Source organism: Bradyrhizobium sp. NC92 (assembly GCF_025200865.1).
In the GTDB taxonomy this organism is placed as follows: domain Bacteria; phylum Pseudomonadota; class Alphaproteobacteria; order Rhizobiales; family Xanthobacteraceae; genus Bradyrhizobium.
This window is the reverse complement of record NZ_CP104171.1, coordinates 1074210-1091889: the sequence shown is the minus strand read 5'-3', so window position 1 is coordinate 1091889 and position 17680 is coordinate 1074210. Positions and strand designations below refer to the sequence as shown.

The following is a 17680-nucleotide window of genomic DNA, read 5'->3' as shown; positions in this document are numbered from 1 at the left end:
TTGGGCAATGGCGCCAGGCGCCGTACCCCTCGGCCATACTTACCTCGATGCACCTGCATATGGTAGGCGTGCTTCGCTTTGCCCACCCTGCGGGAGGCGGTGACGGCGACCATTACTTGGTCAGCAGGGCATAGGCGCCGGTCCAGCCCTCCGGCGGCGGCTCGATCTGGAAATCCTTGATCCGCGCCTCGTAAAGCCTGAACAGCTTCTCCAGCGTGTCGGCGTCCTCGCTCTTGCGGCCGCGCTCGATCGCGTCCAGCGCGCCCTGCCAGTCGCGGCTACGGTAGCAACCGAGCATCTCGATGGTGATGTTGCGCAGGCGCTGGAACGCGGCCGAATGCATCACGTCCTCGCGGCCGGCGATGGCGTAGATCACTTCCGGCTCGGACTTGCCCTTGACCATGATGAAGTCGAGCTCGAGGATCGCGAACTTTTCCTTGGCGGCGAGCGCGGTGCGCGAGCCCACGATGATCGGAAAGCCGTATGCCTTCGACTGGCCCTCGAGGCGCGAGGCCAGGTTCACGCTGTCGCCGAGCACCGAATAGTTCTTCTTCAGGTCGGAGCCCATGTTGCCGACCACGCCGATGCCGGTGTTGAGACCGATCCCGACATTGAGCGGGATGTAGACGTGGCCGCCGTCGGCGGCTTCCTGCTCGCGCTCCTTGTTGACCTCGTCGATCTGCTCCAGCATCTGGATCGCGGCTTCGCAGGCGTTGATCTCGTGCTCGGCATCGTCGAGCGGCGCGTTCCAGAACGCCATGATGGCGTCGCCCATGTACTTGTCGATGTAACCCTTGCGCTCGATGATCACGTCGGTCAGCGGCGTCAGAAAGCGGTTCATCAGCGCGATCAGCCCTTGCGGATCGTGCTTGTAGCTCTCCGAGATCGTGGTGAAGCCGCGCACGTCGGAGAACATGATCGTCATCTCGCGCTCCTCGCCGCCGAGCACGAGCTTTTCCGGCGATTGCGCCAGCTGCTCGACCAGCACCGGCGACATGTATTGCGCGAACTGCCCGCGGATCTGCACGCGCTGGCGCTGCTCGCGCACGAAGCTGGCGAAGATCAGCGTCAGATAGACCGCGGTGGTCGACAGCAGCGGATAGGTGAAGTCGATGAGCTGGCGGTGCTGCACGTAGAAGAACCAGGACACGCCGACCAGGATGGCGGCGAAGGCCCCACCCGCAAGCACCAGGCGGACGGGGCCGAGATTCGGCGTGAAGATGATGACGAGCAGGCCGATCACCAGCGCCGTGATCAGCTCGATCCCGAGCGCGTAGTTCGGCTGCGAGATCACCGCGCCGCTGAGCACGCTCTCCAGCACCTGGGCATGGATCTCGACGCCCGGCATGGTCGCGGACACCGGCGTCGTCTTGATGTCGTTGAGCCCGGCCGCGGAGGTCCCGACCAGCACCAGCTTGCCGGCGAACTTGCTCGGCGACGCGCTGTTGTCGAGCACGTCGGCCGCGGAGACGTAAATCGAAGGATCCCTGCGGGCGTAGTGCACCCAGAACTGGCCGTTCTTGTCAGTGGGGATCTCGACGCCCTTGAGGCGCACGGCCCGCACGCCGGTCTTGTCGGTCCTGATCAGCAGCGTCGGTGTCCCCGTGACGACGCGCAGGATCTCGAGGCTGAGCGATGGCATGATGTTGCCTTGGGCACGCATGACCATCGGCACGCGGCGGATGAACCCGTCGCGCTCCTTTCTGATCGAGAACAGGCCGCGGCCGGCGGCCGCCATTTCGATCACCGGCACGTTGCGCAGCAGGCCTGGAAATTCGAACAGGAAGCGGTCGGCGCCCTCCTCCCCGACCGTCGCCACGCCCGTGAGCGGAAGTGACTTGTCGGGCTCGGCCAGGATATCGGGCAGACCCGTCTCGCCCAGCACCACCCGCGAGCGCTTGATCGCCTCGGCGAGGATCTGGTCGTTGGTCGGCAGCCCGCGCAGCTTGGCGCGCGTGGCGTCGTCGAGATAGCGCATCTGGCCCGCGACCAGATCCGGATTGAGTCGGTCGGGCTCCGAAAACACCACGTCGAAGCCGATCGCCACCGCGCCGTTGTTGGTGAGGCTCTGGATCAGATCGGCGATCCGCGTCCGCGGCCACGGCCATTGCCCGAGCTTGGCGAGGCTCTTGTCGTCGATGTCGACGATGGTGACCGGCCGCGCCGTCTTGTGCCTGGGATCGATCAGCTGGAACATGTCGAAGGTGCGCAGCCGCAATTCCTGGATCGGCGGCGGATCCCAGAGGCGCGCAACGGCGAATAGAACCAGCAGCGCAAGGCACATCAGCCGCGCAAAGCCGAGCTTCCGCGCAAACCACCGCCGCAGGATCCTCAGACGTTTCATGCCAGCCGAACTTCCCGCCCCGCACCACGCCGGGCGGACCGATCATGGAGCCTCGGCCCGCGATTGGCTATTCCCTGACGGTGGTAGACGGTGAATTTTTTGCCGCGGTCAAGCTACGCGCCTGTTGGCCGATAGGACCCGCACGTCCTCACGTGACATGCGTGCCGAAGATGAAATCGCTGGCCTGGAGATTTGCGGCGACCACGTTCTTGAGCAGGAGCGACTCGTGCTCCTGTATCAGTCCGGATTGCTGCGAGACCTCCTGATTCCAGGTGATCAGGGTGTCGCCATTTTGCTGCTGGGCGATGGCGAGGTCGCCCTTGCAGCCGACGTCGGAGAACTGCCGCAGATCGATCTTGTCGAGCCCTACCTTGAAATCGGTGATCGTGTGGGAGAAATCGGTGACGGGTTGCCCGTTGTCGTCATACAACAAGCCCGGCGCGAACACGAACTGATCCTTGCCCTCCCCGCCTGTCAGCGTGCTGTTCGTATCGGTCGCGAAGATGACGTCCTTGCCGCTGGTGCCTTCCAGGGCAACGGCCTGGCTGGTGTCGCCGGCCTCGTGGAAGATGAAATGGACGGTGTCGAACAGCCCCGTGGCCTGGTCCGTCACAGTCAGCGTGATCTGCTCGATGTCCGGCGGCTGGGCTTGAGGATCGGAGCTGGCCGCTGTCGGATTGTAGGTGGCGCCGGTCTCGAAACCGAGGTTGATCTCCTCGAGCGAGCCCGAGGCCGGATAGAAGTCCACCTGACTAAGACCTGGATGCGCCGTCGACATGGTGACGGTGAAGTCGTGGTCCGCCGAGCCGGTGACCATGAGATCGGTGATGATGTCGGAGTTGTTCTCGATGATATGCTCGACCTGGAAGCTCTCGGTGTTGATCACCGGGCCGTCGGCGGGAGCAGTCACTTCCGTGCCGATGGTGGTGAGATCCTGCGAGACCGGAGTCTCACCGCCGGTGCCGGTCACTGAAAGATCGATTGTCGCGGTCGACAGATCAGTCGTGATGGCACCGGTATAGGTGTCGTCGAGCGCGTGGACTCCCAGCGCGCCCGGCGTCCCGGAAAAGCCGTTGGCGGGCACGAACCGGATCAGCGTATCGGGGCCCAGCACCAGCGCGTTCGTGTTGCTGACCGACCCGATGTCGGCCCATTGATCCGTGCCGGCGAGCTCGTACTGCCAGACGCCCTGCGCCGTGGTGGCGGCGTCGGAGGTCACCGCGAGGGCTTTGAATGTCGCACCGGTGTCGGCGTCGTGGAACTTGTCCGTGAACAGGCTGCTGATCGCAGCTCCGCTCGGATCGCTGTCGTTGCCGGCGACGGACGCCAGCGTCGCATCATCGAGCGTCGGCGCGTCGTTGCTGCCCACGATGTCGATCGTGACGGTGCTGCTGGTGCCGGCGCCATCGGCATCCGACGGGACGATCGTGTATTGCAGCGACAGGGTCTGGCCGGCGGCGAGGAAATCGAAGTCCTCCCCCTGCGAGTTGAAGGTCCAGGTGAACTGCGCGTGGGTGGCGGTGCCGTTCAGGATATCGGCAGCCGGAACGGTCAGATAGTTCAGTAGATCGGTGTTCGACAGCCCGCCGACGTCGTCGGTCTGCAACACACCGTCAAGATAGACCGAGAGGTGATCGCGCGCGACGCTCACATGATCGGTGGCGTCCGCGTCGGACAGGGTCAGCGTGCCGGTCTTGTCCAGCCCCGCATTGGCCTCGTCCAGAGTCGCGCCGGCGCTGTCGCCGCTTGCGACCGTGATCACCGGCGCGTCGTTTTTGCCGGTGATGGTGACCGTCACCGCGGCCGTATCGGTCTTGCCCTGATGGTCCGCCAGCGTGATGGTGGAGACCACCGTCACGGTCTGGCCTTCGCCGAGGAAATCCAGCGCGCTATCGGCGATGGAATAGCTCCAGCCGATCGCGCCGTTGTTCTTGTTGCCGGGCGCAGAGAGCGTCAGCGCCTGCTCCAACGCGGTGATTTCGTCCGGCGACAGCGTCAGCTGCGTGGTGTGGTCGGCGTCGAGCCAAGTCAAGGCATACGCGACGTTCGTCACCGTCGGACGATCGGTGAGGTCGATGTCGGTGAAATGGATCGCGCCCGTCCCACCCGAGACCGGATCGAGCGTCGGATCGCCGGTGGTGCTCTCGAGCTCGGAGAAGCTCACGCTCGGCGAGGCCTCTGCCGCGGTGAAGACCGGTGCATCATCATCCGCATTGAACGTGATCAGGGTGCCGCCATGGCCGTCGCTGCTGCCGGCGAAATGGGCGTTGCTGTAGTCGGCACCGGTCAGATTCAGATCGATGTGGTTGCCATCGGCGTCGGTGACCGTCAGCACGCCTCCGGTCGCAGGGTCGGCATTGGCGACATAGACCGCACTGGTGCCGAGACCGTACTTGATCGTGGACAGGTCGATCGTGTCGCCCGCGGACAGCCCCGCGATCGATCCGCCGAAGGACGACGTATCGATCTGAAGCGCGGCGCCATCACCGGCGAGCGTGACCGTTTGCGTGACCGTGCCTTCGAGCTTCAGGAGCGCGCCGGCATCGACGGTAACCGACCCCGCGCCGGACAGCGAGCCGAACAGCGTCAGGGTCCCGGCGTTGACCTCGATCGTACCGGCGTTGGTGATGGCGCCGGAGATCGTCGCCGTGCCCCAGCTGTCGATCTCATGATAGTTCGCAATGCTCAGGCCGGTCCCGGCAATCGAGGCCCCATCGAGCAGGTCGATATCGCCGTCGTTGACGATCGACGACAGGCTGCCGAACACGCTGGTGCCGGAGACGGTCCAGATGCCGCCCGCGTTGTTGTTGAAGGTGGCCGTGGCGACGGAGATGTTGCCATTGATGTCGCCAGAGTTGTTGATCGTGATGGCGCCGCCGGTCTCGACGATCGCATAGGTCGTCGAGGTCACGCCGGATGCGTCCGCAGCACCGATCGTGCCGGAATTGTCGATCGTCGCCGTGCCGGTCGCGTTCTCCTGGATGTAGATCGCCGCGTGACCGGTGGGAGCCGAGATCGAGCCGGAATTGGTGATGTGCGTCGAGCCGGTCGCGCCGGCCCCATTCTGCGTGACGCTGATGCCGGCGAAGCTCGTGCTGCCGATGTCGCCATGATTGACGATGGTGACGTCGCCGGCGCCGGTGGCGAGGGCAGCCACGCCGACCGCCCCGGAGGCCGAACCGTCATTGGTGATGCTGACGTCGCCGCCGCCATGATCGAACGCCGCGATCGCGGTGCCTGCGGCGGAGATCTGTGAATTCTGGCCGGTCGTGACGGTGATGTCGCCAACACCCCAGGTGAACGCCTCGATGCCATAGCCGGCAGCCGCGGTGATGTTCGCATCGCTGTTGACGACCACGTCGCCGTTGACCGCGTTCGAGAATGTGCCGTTTCCGCCGGGCTTGTAGCCGGCGATGATCGCGCCCGGCGTGGTGCCGTCGTTGTTGAGCGTGGTGCCGGAATGAATCGTGCCGTGTGCTTCGACCGAGATCGTGCTCGCAACGCCGGCGGCAATGGCCGTCGCAAAATTGACGGCCACGATGCCGGAGCTGCCGGAGGTGATGCTGTCGCCTTTCGCCAGGGTGACGCTGATGTCGCCCTGGTCGATGCTGTGGGCCCTGATGCCATAGCTGGCCGCACCCGAGATCGTGACATTCTCGCCGAGCGTGACCGTGACGTCACCGGTGCCGCCGCTCAATGCTGCGGCGTTGATTCCCATGCTCTGCGCCCCGGACACCGAGATCGTGGTGCCGGCGAAGCTGGTCACCGAGACGTCGCCGCTCCCGTAATTATAGGCGTTGATGCCGTAACCGGCCGCGGCGGTGATGTTGCCATGGTTGTTGACGACCACCGAGCCGTTGACGCCGGTATTGGCGTGGGTGCCACTGGTGGCGCCGGTGTAGCCGGCTTCGATGCCGGCCGGAACATTGCCGGCCAGGTTCGGGCTGCTTCCCGAATTGATCGTGCCGTAGCTGGTGACCGTGACGCTGCTATCGGCCGCAGCGTTGATCGATGTCGCGCGATTGACGGCGACGATGCCCGAGCTGGCCGACGTAACGATGCTGCCGGCCTCCGTCGTGACGGTCTGGCTGCCGCTGCCATAGCTGCGCGTCCGGATGCCGTAGATGAAGCCGCCGGTGATCGAGCCACCGGCGTCAATGTCGATGTCGCCGTGGCCCAGCGTCGCTGCATCGATGCCATACGCGCCGCCCGCCGCGCCGCCGAGCTGAGTGATCGAGATGTCGCCGCTATTGGCAGCGTTCAAATTCTCGACGAGAACGCCGACCGAATTCGTGCCGGTGCCGGTCGCCTTGCCGGTGAGATTGTTGACGGTGATGTCGCCGGAGCCGGTCGCACTGTCGCGCAGCGTGATGCCGTTGCCGGCGAGGCCCGTGATGTCCTTGGTTGCGGTCAACGAGACGTCGCCGGCGCCGTTCTGGGTGACGACGAGCCCGTTGGCCGCGCCGGTCAGTGCGCCGGTTGGCGTCAGAATGACGTCGCCATGGTTGCCGCTGGTTCCGCCGGATGCAGCGAGCGTGAGCGCGTCGCCGCTCGCGCTGGCGATATCGGCATCACCGGTGACGCTGAAGGTACCGCCGGTCGAGGCCCCGGCCGTAATGGTGCCGGTGAAATCATGGCTCGTGGCATCGAGCCGGAGCGTATTGGCACCGCCGGCAAAAGTGACGGTCTGCGCATCCGCGCCGCCCAGCGCGAGTGTCGCGCCGTCGTCGACGAGCAGCGTCCCGACGCCGGTGATGCCGCCAGCGAGGTTCAGCGTGCCGGCCTGCACCTCGATCGTGCCGGTGTTGGTGACCGCGCCCGTGATCGTGCTGCTGCCGGAGACGCCGTAGAGATGACCGGCATTGCTCAGGGTGCCGCCGTTGATCGAGACGTCGGCCAGATAGAGCTTCGAGGCGCCGTCGACCGCGATCGTGCCGCCGGCATTGCTGACCGTCGCGGTCGCGAGCTTGAGGATGCTCCCGCCCGCCGCCTCGATCAGGCCGAGATTGGTGATGGCATGAAGCAGGCCGGGATCGATCGTCAGCGTGCCGCTGGTCACGGAGATCGTGCCGGTGTTGTTGAGGTCGGCGCCGTCGACTGCGCTCGTGCCGGTCGATTCCAGCGTGCCCGCGATCGTCACAGTGCCGCCGCTGATGGTCGAACCGGCGAGATCGAGCGACGAGCCCGATGCGACCGACACGGTGCCGCCGGTGTTGGTCACCGTCATCGCGGTCAGCTTCAGCGTGCCGCCGTTGATCGCGGCCAGAGTGCCGGTGTTGGTGACGGCCTGATGGTCGATATCGAGCTCGGCGCCGTTGGCGCGGAGGGTGCCGGCATTGGCAATGGCGGCCGAGGTCGTGGCGGCGAGCGTCAACACGCCGCCGATCGCCTCGATCAGGCCGTTGTTGGTGATGGACGCATTGGTGACGGTGCTGGCGCCGGACGAGGCCAGCGTACCGAGCACGTTGAGCTGGCCGCCGGTGACGCTCGCGCCCGAGAGCGTCAGTTTCTTGCTCGCATCGATCTTGACGGTGCCGCCATTTGCGATCGCGGCCCCCGCAACGGTGACATCGTCGAGCGTCAGCGTCACCCCGCTTCCGACCGTGACGGCGCTCGTGCTCAATGTCGCCCCGCCGTCGATCCTGCTGGCGCCGGTGACGTCTATGTTGCCGCCACCGTCGATCATGCCGCCGCTGATGGTTGCGCCGCTGATCGACAGCTTGCCCGAGGCATCGACCGTGACGTGGCCGGCGTTGGCGACGCTAGATCCCTGGTCGATCGTCAACCAGCCATTCGCCAGTACCTTGATCGTGCCGGCGGAGGTGTTGGAGACCGTCTCGTTGGCAAATTCGACCGTGCCCCCGACGTTGACCGTACCGGAATTGGTCAATGAGCCGTTCTCGATCAAGCTGGCGCCGTCGAGTTCCAGTGTCCCGAGAATCGTGACCGTGCCGCCATGGACGGCCGCATTGTCCACGATCAGCGTCGTGCCCGCGTCAGCCTTCAGCGTGCCGCCGGCATTGGTAATGTCGGCCAGCATCTTCAAGGTGCCGCCCGACAGCTCCAGCGTGCCGGAATTGGTGATCGTGGTACCGGCAGCGAAATCGCCGCCGCCGGCGAGCGTCAGGTGGCCCGCATTGGTGAGCACGCTCGTGTCCAATATCTCGGCCTTGCCGCCGACCGACATCGTGCCGGTCGCGGCGTTGGTGAGGATCGAGTCCGCGCTCATGTTGAGCGCACCGGCAATGGTCAGCGAGCTCTGGTTGATCAGCTTCGGCGGCGGGCCGCCGAAATCGTTCATCGTCAGCGATTTCGCATAGGCGGCCGCATCGATCGTCACCGGATAGGACGGCGTCAGGCCGTGCAGCTGATCGGTGATGACAATGACGTCGTCATCGATGGTCGGGACGGTCCCGGTCTCCCAATTGGCCGCGTCCTTCCAGAAGCCGCCGGAGGGCGCGCCCGCCTTGTCGGTCGCGATCCAGACCACGGCGGGCGCGTCGGTGCCGGTGATCGTGACGGTGATCGTCTGCTGGGCCGTCGCGCCTTGCGAGTCCGTGACGGTGACGGTGTAGACCAGCGTCAGCACCACGCCCTTCGGGATGAAGTCGGCGAGATAGACCGGGAGATCGGCCAGTGACCAGTTGATGGTGCCGGTGCCGTCACCGGTGCTGTCGGCGCCCGCAGCGATCGCGACCGACATCGCGCTCTGGAATGCCGCGAGCGGACCGGGCGGAACGGTGCCGCCGGGCAGGGTCGCGCTGGTCAGCGCCACCGACACCGTATGCTTGTCGGTGAGATCGACGTCATCGAAGCTCAGCGTGCCCGAGGTCGGAACGTCGCTGGTGAGCGGGCCACCCGGCACGCTGGTGCCGCCTTCGAAAGTGATGACGGGAACGTCGGTGGTGACCACCGGCTTGTCGTTCGTTCCCGTGATCGTGATCGTGATCGGGATGAACTTGGACTCGGGGTTCACCGAGAAATTGGTGTCGACGCGGACCATGTAGGTCAGCGTCAGGGTCTCGCCGGCCGCGAGGAAATCGAAGACCTTGTCCGGGATCGTGTAGGTCCAGACCGCCGAGCCGTTATTGTTGTTGGCGGGGTCGGCGACGACACTGATCTGAATCTGCGTCGCCGCGATGTCCTGCTTCTGCAGCGCGGTGAGCGAGCCGGTGACATCCTGCTGGCCGGCGCTCTTGTAGACGTAGTTCGGCGCCTCGGCGAGGCTCACGCTCACCGTCGGCAGGTCGCCGAGGTTTTGATCGAGGAATCTGATCAATCCGGAAATCGTGTCGGCGTGCGTATCGCCGGTGGTGTCCGCCCGTTCGGTCAGCGCGAACGCCGTCTTCACGTTGCCGCCGAGGTCGAAGCTTTGCGCGATCGGCTGACCGGGAATGCGGCCGGGCGTCGGCGTCGACGTGGTCGGGCCTTCCTGCGTCTGCGGATTGAGATTGACGAAGGTCGCGGTGACGATCGGACCGGACCCCGACTTGAGCACCACCTCATGGCCGAACGGCGTGATCGTGTCGGTGTAGTTCGTGGTCAGCTTGGTGTTGGTGTTGTTGTCGGTGAACTTCAGCGTGAACACGTCCGTGATCAGCTTCTGCACATCGGGCGACATCAGTGCATTGGTGACCGAGACGTTGCCGCCGCTGATCTGGATCATCTGGCCGGCCTGGTTGACCGTCGCGATCGGCAGCAGCGTGACCTTGTCGAACAGGATGTAGGAGCCGGTCGTGCCGTTCGGCTCGACCAGCACCTGGAAGCTCGCCTGCGGCTGCGGATCGCCGCCGCCGGCGGGAACGACGAAGTTGATCTGTGTCAGCACCGCCGTGCCGCGGATGCCCATGGTGGCGACCGGCGTGTCGACCTTCATGTCGCCGTGCTTGGCGGTTTCGCCGGCGACGAAGGTGATGGTGCCCGCGACCAGGCTGAGCAGCGAGGAATTGTTCGACCCGTTGGGGTCGTAGACCATCTCGTTCAGCACCATCCGCGCATTGGAGGACAAGCCGAACACGGTGCCGTCGATGAAGGTGATGCCGAGCGTCGAATCGGCGCCGGTCGAGACCACGTCGCCCTTCTCGACGTTGTCGCCGTTGTTCAGGATCACCGAGACGCCGTTGCGGATGGCGGTCGCGCTGCCCACGAGCTTGGTGACGTGACCGATGACCTGGGCCGCACCGGCGCCGGGCGCGGCCTGGGCGACCTGGACGTGGCCGGTGAGGGCGTTGACGACGTCGCCGCCGAGGTGGGCGCCGTCGGGCGAAGCGATCGCGGCGCGCTTGTCGCCCCTGAAATAATCGTGAACGACGAACTCGTGACCGTCGTGCGACAGCACGAGGTCGAGCCCGGCACGCTTGAACTCGCCGTTGAAGATCAGATTGGCGTCGGGAACGACGAATGCACCGTCGGGCACATGGCCATGCGCCTTGGCAATGAAGGGCTTGGCGGCAAAGGAATCGACGTGGACAAAGACGGGCGAGTTGGAACTCTGGCCGTCCAAAGACGTCGCGGCGTCAAATTTGCCAGCGTAATTCAACCGGGCACCGTAAAAAGGGTTAAAATTTATGTAAGTATCGACGACCTAAGCTTGCTTAGCATTACCAAGTCCTTAGCGAAACCATCTATTGCTTGTGTGATTTCGCGTCACTTGACCGTAAGAGCCTGCGCCGGGCGGTGCATTCCCAGAGGAGCGGAAGTCATATTCCAAGAATTCGGAAGTCGAAACAGGGTTAGATGCACGCATTTCCCGCCGCCCCAAGTCATTCGAAGTAAAACTGGTAGAACAGATACTTGCGTCATCTTTTGTTCGTGATGCCCTGCAACATCCTGCGGCAAATACGGCGTTAAATCTGTGACCTAACTAACAGAACCCGTGAAATAGCGGGTCGTTAGCCATAGGTGAGATTCGGCACCCGTCGCAACTTCTGCCTGCAATTGGTTCCATTTCGCGGCAGCGAGGCTCTCCTAGCCGTCGAATCGTAAAATTTTACGCAATTCGGGCGGGTCCGATTCAGCCTGCCACCCGGTTTTGAGACCCCTGCCGGGCGCGTTAAGCAGAACAAAACGGCCCGTCTCGCACTATCTCCGCGAAAGCAACAAAGCCCGGCACGACGAGATCGAGGGGGATCTCGCGAAGCCTGGGAAGGGGATGTCAGATGGAGACCGCTGCTCGCTCGCGCGCCTTTCGCGCAATCCTTGTCATGTGCGGCTTGATCCTGCTCGGATCGGCCGCCGAGCTTCGCGCCGGCACGCTGCTCTCGCCGGGCGCCGGCGTCCTCGTGCGCAAATCCGCCGAACCGTTTGGCGTGTTCGCCTTCGCCATCTCATCCGGCAGCCTGCAGCAGAAATGGTCCGCGCTGAAGGACAAGCTCGACGACGACATGGTGCAGCTCGCGCTGTGCGACGGCGACCGGGACAATTGCGCTTCACCCGCGGCGCTCGAGCTGCTCGCCATCGTCGATCAGGCCCGCGCCCGCGACGGCCGTGCGCGGCTCGGCGAGATCAACCGCGCCATCAATCTCGCCATCCATGCCGCCAACGACGGCAGCGCCGACCTCTGGAGCTCGCCGCTTGCGACCTTCGCGCGCGGCGCCGGCGATTGCGAGGACTATGCCATCGCCAAGCTGGCCGCGCTGCGGCTGGCGGGACTTGCCTCTGAAGACCTCCGCATGGTCGTGGTGCGCGACGTCAGGGCCGGCGAGGCGCACGCCATTGCCGCAGCAAAGCTCGACGGCCAATGGCTCATGCTCGACAATCGCCGCATGGCGATGATCAGGGACGACGCGACGCGGAGCTATCAGCCGCTGTTCGTGCTCCACCAATCGGCCGTGCTGAAATATGTCGACGAGCCGGTACAGGTCTCGATGGCGGCCGCCGAGGCGCGTTGATCGAATCGGCCTCCTAGCCCGGCTAGAGCGCAGCAAAATCCGGGACTCTTGCCACTCGCACCGGGTCCGGATTGCGCTTGCGCACCATGCGGGCTACAGACCTCCCGCTGCTCTTCCGCACAAACCCATTTCACCGCGCAAGACCAGACGCTAGCATGGCGCCTTCCGTGCGGGGGGCGACTGGAATGCGGTTCATCGTGCTGTCTGTGCTTGCGCTGCTGGCATTGCCGGCGGCGTCCGCGTCGGCGCAATCCGACCGCGCAATCGCCGACAGGCTGCCGCTGTTCTCCAGGAACAACTGCCAGCAGATTCGCGACCCCGGCAATCAATTGTTCTGCGGTGATGCGACCCTTGCCGCCGCCGCCGAGAAGCTGAGCGTCGCGATCGAGGCGCGGCTCGCCCGCCTGCCGGATCGCCTGCCTGGAATCGAGGAGAATGCGATCTGGGTCCGCCAACGCAACCTCAGCTGCGGCATCGTCGGCCAGACCGCGATCCGCCCGGACGAATTCGACCAGGTCAAGGCGTGCCTGCTCAAGGTCACCGAGGAGCGCGCCGCGATCGTTCGCGATCCGGATTTCGACTGCCTTGCGGCCAACACCGCTGCGGGCGCGGTGATCTGCGCCGACCCCACGCTGGCGCTTGCCGAAACCGAGCTCAATGGCCTGGTGCTCGGCCTGATCGGCAAATTGGACCCGACCGCGGCACGCTTTGCCTTCGCCGAATATGGACGGTGGACACGCGAGCGCGACCGCAAATGCAATCTGGTCGGCAAGGAGAACGTACCGCTGCATGAGCTGGAATCCGCGGAGGACTGTCTCGCCGAACATTTGAAGCGCAAGACCGACGAAATCCGCGCGGCGAAAGGCGATCCCAAGAAGGTGTTCGGCCGGCAGGTCGCGGCCCGATCACCCGACACCGACGCGGTCGATTTCTGCGCCGCGCGGATTCATGCGGCCAATTCCTGCGGCAATTTCCTGCGCATCAACCGCGTCTATGCGCTCGACAGCCAGATGAGCGACCAGGAGGCGCAGGTCACCGGCGAAATCGAGATGGCCGTGCTGGCCCCCTTCACCGTGTGCAGCAAGATCGCCTCCATCTGCACCGGCACCTGCTGGGACCCCACGACGGGTCGTCCGCAGCCGGGAGCCGGCAACAAGGAGCGCGCCGCAGACGCCTTCAACGTCACGCGCCGGCTGAGAATCCAGCGAACCTTCGCCTTCGTCAAAGCCGACGATGGCTGGCGCTGCCGGGAAGACGAGCTCGCCCCGGTGAGCTCGGGCACCGCAGGCGGGGGATCGTAGGGGCTATCTTCCTTCTCCCTCTCCCCGTTCTTACGGGGAGAGGGTTGGGGTGAGGGGCTGCCTCCGCGATCACGGTGAGAACTGGACTCGCGGAGAGTCCCCCTCACCCGCATCGCATCTTCGATGCGCTGCGGCCTCTCCCCGCGAGCGGGGAGAGGCAAGAGATCAAAACATCAGATTGTCCTTCACCAGCACCCAGCGGCCGTTCTTGACCTGTTGGACCTGGGTGACGGTGGTCGCGAGATGGTTGGTCTTCGAGAACACCGTCGGCGGCGAATTGAAGATGTCCTGGAACTTGTCGCCGGACTCCAGCGCGTCGAGCATCTTCTGGCCAGTCAGATCCTTGCCAGCCTTGTTGGCATAATGCGCGAACGTCATCACTGAATTGTAGCCGATGATGGCCTGGGTGTTGGCGTCGGCGCCAAACATCTTCTTGTAGTTGACGAGCCAGTCCTTCACCTTTCCCTTTGCGGTGTCTTCATAGGGAATTTCGAAGTTCGAAGCAGCATACAAGCCTTCCACCGTTTCCTTGCCGAGCGCCGGCACCTCGAGCACGTTGACGGGCGTGGCGCCGAGGAAGGTGACGTCCCAACCGAGCTTCTTCGCTTCACTCATCGTGCCGATCGGCTCACGGAGCACCGCGCCGAGCACGACGAGATCACAGCCGTCGGACTTCATCTTGGCGACTTGCGCCGAGAAGTCGGAGGCGCCGCGCTTGTAGCTCGTGATCGAGGCCGGCTGCACCTTCATGGCGGCGAGCTGCTGGTTAAAACCATCGAGCACGTTTTTTCCGTACTCGTCGTCCTGATGCATGATGCAGGGCTTCTTGAAATTCTTTGCCTCAATCATGTATTTGAGCGCCGCGCGCGTGCTCTCGACGTAAGGAAGCAGGTTGTTGAACTTCAGCCGCTCCTGCGGCTTGGCGGGATCGAACTTGAAGGTGAACTCGGCTGCCGTCAGCGGGAAGAGCTGCATGACCCCGGCGTCGAGCAGGATATCCTGCGCGGCGAGCACGGTGGGCGATCCCATCGGTCCCACCATCGCGAAGATCTTGTCGCGCTCGATCAGCTTCTGCGAAGCCAGCACGGCCTTCTTCGGATCGTAGCCGCTGTCCTCGACCACCAGGCGGATCTTGCGGCCGTTGATGCCGCCGGCGGCGTTGACCTCCTCGACGGCCATCTTCATGCCGTTGGAGACCGGCACGCCCCAGCCCTTGATCGGACCCGACAGGTCCTGATGGGTGCCGATGACGATCTCGGTTGCCGAAATGCCTTCATTGGTGATCTTGGTTTGCGCGACGGCCGGCAGACAAGTGAGCGCGATAGCGCCCATAGCAAGGCCGAACGCGTGGAACGACTTCGACATTGAGGTCTCCTCTCCTTTTGGGCCCGTATTGTGCGAAGGGCGGGGCCATCGCTCCCTCGCTTTTTCGAAAGCTATTCACGCCACCGCACGCTCGCGATACATCGCCTCGATCTCGGCGGCGTAGCGCTTGTTCACGAAGCCGCGCTTCAGCTTCATGGTCGGCGTCAGCTCCTCGTCCTCGGGGGTGAGCTGGCGCTCGATCAGGTAGAACTTCTTGATGGTCTCGACGCGGGCAAAATTGCCGTTGACCTGTTCGATCTCGCGCCCGATCAGGTCCTGGATCTCCCTCGCCCGGCACAGGCTGGCATAATTGGTGAAGGGGATGTCGTGATCCTGGGCGAACTTCTCGACGTTCTCCTGGTCGATCATCACGAGGCAGGTGAGATAGGGCCGCTTGTCGCCGATCACGACGGCGTCCGAGATGTAGGGCGAAAACTTGAGCTGGTTCTCGATCTCGGACGGCGTGATGTTCTTGCCGCCGGCGGTGATGATGATGTCCTTCATCCGGTCGGTGATGCGGACGAAGCCCTCGTTGTCGATGGTGCCGACGTCGCCGGTGTGCAGCCAGCCGCGGGGATCGATCGTCTCTGCGGTTTTCTCCGGCTGGTTCAGGTAGCCCATGAACAGGAAGTCGCCCTTGATCAGGATCTCGCCGTCGGGCGACAGCGCGACCTCGCCCCAGGGCACGGCGGTGCCGACCGAGCCGAGCTTGATCCTGTCCGCGGGCATCATGGTGGCGACCCCGCAATTCTCGGTCTGGCCGTAGACCTCGTGCATGTCGATGCCGAGTGCCAGATACCAGCGGATCAGCTCCGGCGCGATCGGCGCTGCGCCGGTGAATGCGATGCGGCAGCGGTCGAGCCCGATCATGCGGCGGATGTTGCGGAACGCGACCACATAGGCGATGCGGTTGGCGATGCGCAGCGACAGCGGCGGCGCCCTGCCCTCGAGCCGGCAATCGACCATGCGGTAGCCGATGCCGATGGCGCGGCGATAGACCCATTGCTGCAGCGGCGTCGCATCCTTCAGCGCGATGGTGATGGCGGAATAGAATTTTTCCCAGACGCGCGGCACCGCCAGAAAAGCGGTCGGCTGCACCTCGCGCAGATTGTCCGGCACGGTTTCCGGGCTTTCGGCAAAATTCATCACGGAGCCGAGCGCGACCGAGATGTAATAGCCGCCGACGCGCTCGGCAACATGGCACAGCGGCAGGAACACCAGGCGATCCTCGTCCTCCCGCGCCGGGATGAAGTCGTTGGCGTGCCGCATCTGGTGGGTCACGCTGCGATTGGCGTGCATCGCGCCCTTGGGCGGACCGGTGGTGCCGGACGTATAGACGAGGATCGCGAGATCGCCGGCGACACGGCTGTCGATCATCTCCTGCCACAACGCCTCGCGGCCGACCATGTGGTTGCGGCCAAGCGCGCGAAACTCGTCGAGCGACATCACCATGTCGTCGGAGAAGCCGCTGAGGCCCTCCATGTCGAACACGATGATCCTCTGCAAGCTCGGGCAGCGCGCGCGGCAGGTGAGAATCTTGTCGAGCTGCTCCTCGTCCTCGGCGAAGATCACCCGGGTCGCGGAATCGTTGACGAGATACTCGACCTGGGACGCAGAATCGGTCGGATAGATTCCGGAGGAGACGCCGCCGGCGCACAATATGCCCATGTCGGCGTAGACCCATTCGGGGACGGCATTGGCGATGATGGAGGCGACGTCGCCGGGCATGAAACCGACGGCACGAAGCGCGTAGGCGATCTCCTTCGAGATCGCGAGCCACTCTCGCCAGCTCGTCGGCTGCCAGATGCCGAACTTCTTTTCGCGGATCGCCGGCCTGTCGCCCCGCGTCTCGGCGGCGCGCAAGAAGCTCTTCGCGATCGTATCAGCGACCGTCAGCACCGCCGCTCCGGCCATGCACCTCTCCTCCTTGTCGCCTTCCCCCCGCTGCCTGCCTTGCCGGCGGTCTTTGCGCTGGAGGGGTTATCCATCTAACGCCACGTTTTCTTCTTTTTCCAGCGCCGTTCGCCTCTAGCGCCCGCTTCCTTGGCGCCAAGGTAAAATTCCTGGATGTCCTGGGAATGCATCAAGCGGTCGCAGCTGTCGTTCATCACGATGCGGCCGATCTCGAGCACATAGCCGTAATGGGCGGTTTCCAGCGCCACCTTGGCGTTCTGCTCGACCAGCAGGATCGACATGCCCTGCTCCTCGTTGACCCGGCGGATGATGGTGAATATCTCCTTCACCAGCAGCGGCGACAGGCCGAGCGAGGGCTCGTCGAGCAAGAGCAGCGTCGGCCGGTTCATCAGGGCGCGGCCGATCGCGAGCATCTGCTGCTCGCCGCCGGAGAGCTGGCCGGCCGGCTGGTTGATGCGCTCCTTCAGGCGCGGGAAATAGCCGTAGACACGCTCCAGATCCTCGGCGACGCCGTCCCGGTCCTTGCGCGGATAGGCGCCCATCATCAGGTTCTCGCGCACGGAGAGGAACGGGAACACCTCCCGTCCCTCCGGCACGTGGCTGAGGCCGAGCCGCACGATGCGGTCGGCCTCCATGCGCTGGATCGGCTTGCCCATGAACTCGATCGCGCCCTTCTGCGAATCGAGGATGCCGGAGATCGTCTTCAGCACCGTGGTCTTGCCGGCGCCGTTGGCCCCGAGAAGCGTGACGATGCGGCCGCGCGGCACCTCGAGCGAGATGCCACGGATCGCCATGATCGGCCCGTAATAGCTCTCGACGTTGGAAAGCTTGAGGATGATGTCCGGGGTCACGGCGGCATCCATTGC

General features: G+C 64.5%; 7 protein-coding genes. 2 read left to right on the top strand and 5 right to left on the bottom strand.

Annotated features, from left to right (window positions below; genetic code table 11):
- Positions 1 to 112: 112 nt before the first annotated feature.
- Together N2602_RS05110 and N2602_RS05105 are read right to left on the bottom strand one after the other, a co-directional pair.
- On the bottom strand, positions 113 to 2344 hold the full coding sequence (locus N2602_RS05110; RefSeq protein WP_172785069.1) for a CHASE2 domain-containing protein: 2232 nt from the start codon (positions 2342 to 2344) through the stop codon (positions 113 to 115).
- Positions 2345 to 2492: 148 nt separating this feature from the next.
- Positions 2493 to 10847: a VCBS domain-containing protein gene (locus tag N2602_RS05105; RefSeq protein ID WP_260381961.1), complete on the bottom strand. Its 8355-nt coding sequence runs from the start codon at positions 10845 to 10847 to the stop codon at positions 2493 to 2495.
- Between the two features lie 655 nt (positions 10848 to 11502).
- On the opposite strand from N2602_RS05105, the gene N2602_RS05100 reads away from it, so the two are divergent.
- A complete protein-coding gene (locus N2602_RS05100; protein ID WP_260381960.1) occupies positions 11503 to 12234 on the top strand; it encodes a transglutaminase-like cysteine peptidase in 732 nt (243 codons plus the stop codon).
- A 185-nt stretch (positions 12235 to 12419) separates the two neighbouring features.
- Positions 12420 to 13535: a lysozyme inhibitor LprI family protein gene (locus tag N2602_RS05095; RefSeq protein WP_260381959.1), complete on the top strand. Its 1116-nt coding sequence runs from the start codon at positions 12420 to 12422 to the stop codon at positions 13533 to 13535.
- A 165-nt stretch (positions 13536 to 13700) separates the two neighbouring features.
- Here the strand turns inward: N2602_RS05095 and N2602_RS05090 are convergent, their stop codons facing one another.
- The 3 genes from N2602_RS05090 to N2602_RS05080 form a co-directional block, all read right to left on the bottom strand.
- Positions 13701 to 14900, bottom strand: coding sequence for an ABC transporter substrate-binding protein (locus N2602_RS05090; RefSeq protein ID WP_260381958.1), 1200 nt, complete (start codon positions 14898 to 14900; stop codon positions 13701 to 13703).
- 75 nt (positions 14901 to 14975) lie between these two features.
- On the bottom strand, positions 14976 to 16814 hold the full coding sequence (locus N2602_RS05085) for a long-chain fatty acid--CoA ligase (RefSeq protein ID WP_260381957.1): 1839 nt from the start codon (positions 16812 to 16814) through the stop codon (positions 14976 to 14978).
- Positions 16815 to 16888: 74 nt separating this feature from the next.
- Positions 16889 to 17677: an ABC transporter ATP-binding protein gene (locus tag N2602_RS05080; RefSeq protein WP_260381956.1), complete on the bottom strand. Its 789-nt coding sequence runs from the start codon at positions 17675 to 17677 to the stop codon at positions 16889 to 16891.
- Positions 17678 to 17680: the final 3 nt, after the last annotated feature.

Coding starts and splice junctions, on each gene's coding strand:
- N2602_RS05110 (WP_172785069.1), bottom strand. CDS start 2,344: ATGAAACGTCTGAGGATCCTGCGGCGGTGGTTTGCGCGGAAGCTCGGC.
- N2602_RS05100 (WP_260381960.1), top strand. CDS start 11,503: ATGGAGACCGCTGCTCGCTCGCGCGCCTTTCGCGCAATCCTTGTCATG.
- N2602_RS05095 (WP_260381959.1), top strand. CDS start 12,420: ATGCGGTTCATCGTGCTGTCTGTGCTTGCGCTGCTGGCATTGCCGGCG.
- N2602_RS05090 (WP_260381958.1), bottom strand. CDS start 14,900: ATGTCGAAGTCGTTCCACGCGTTCGGCCTTGCTATGGGCGCTATCGCG.
- N2602_RS05085 (WP_260381957.1), bottom strand. CDS start 16,814: ATGGCCGGAGCGGCGGTGCTGACGGTCGCTGATACGATCGCGAAGAGC.
- N2602_RS05080 (WP_260381956.1), bottom strand. CDS start 17,677: ATGGATGCCGCCGTGACCCCGGACATCATCCTCAAGCTTTCCAACGTC.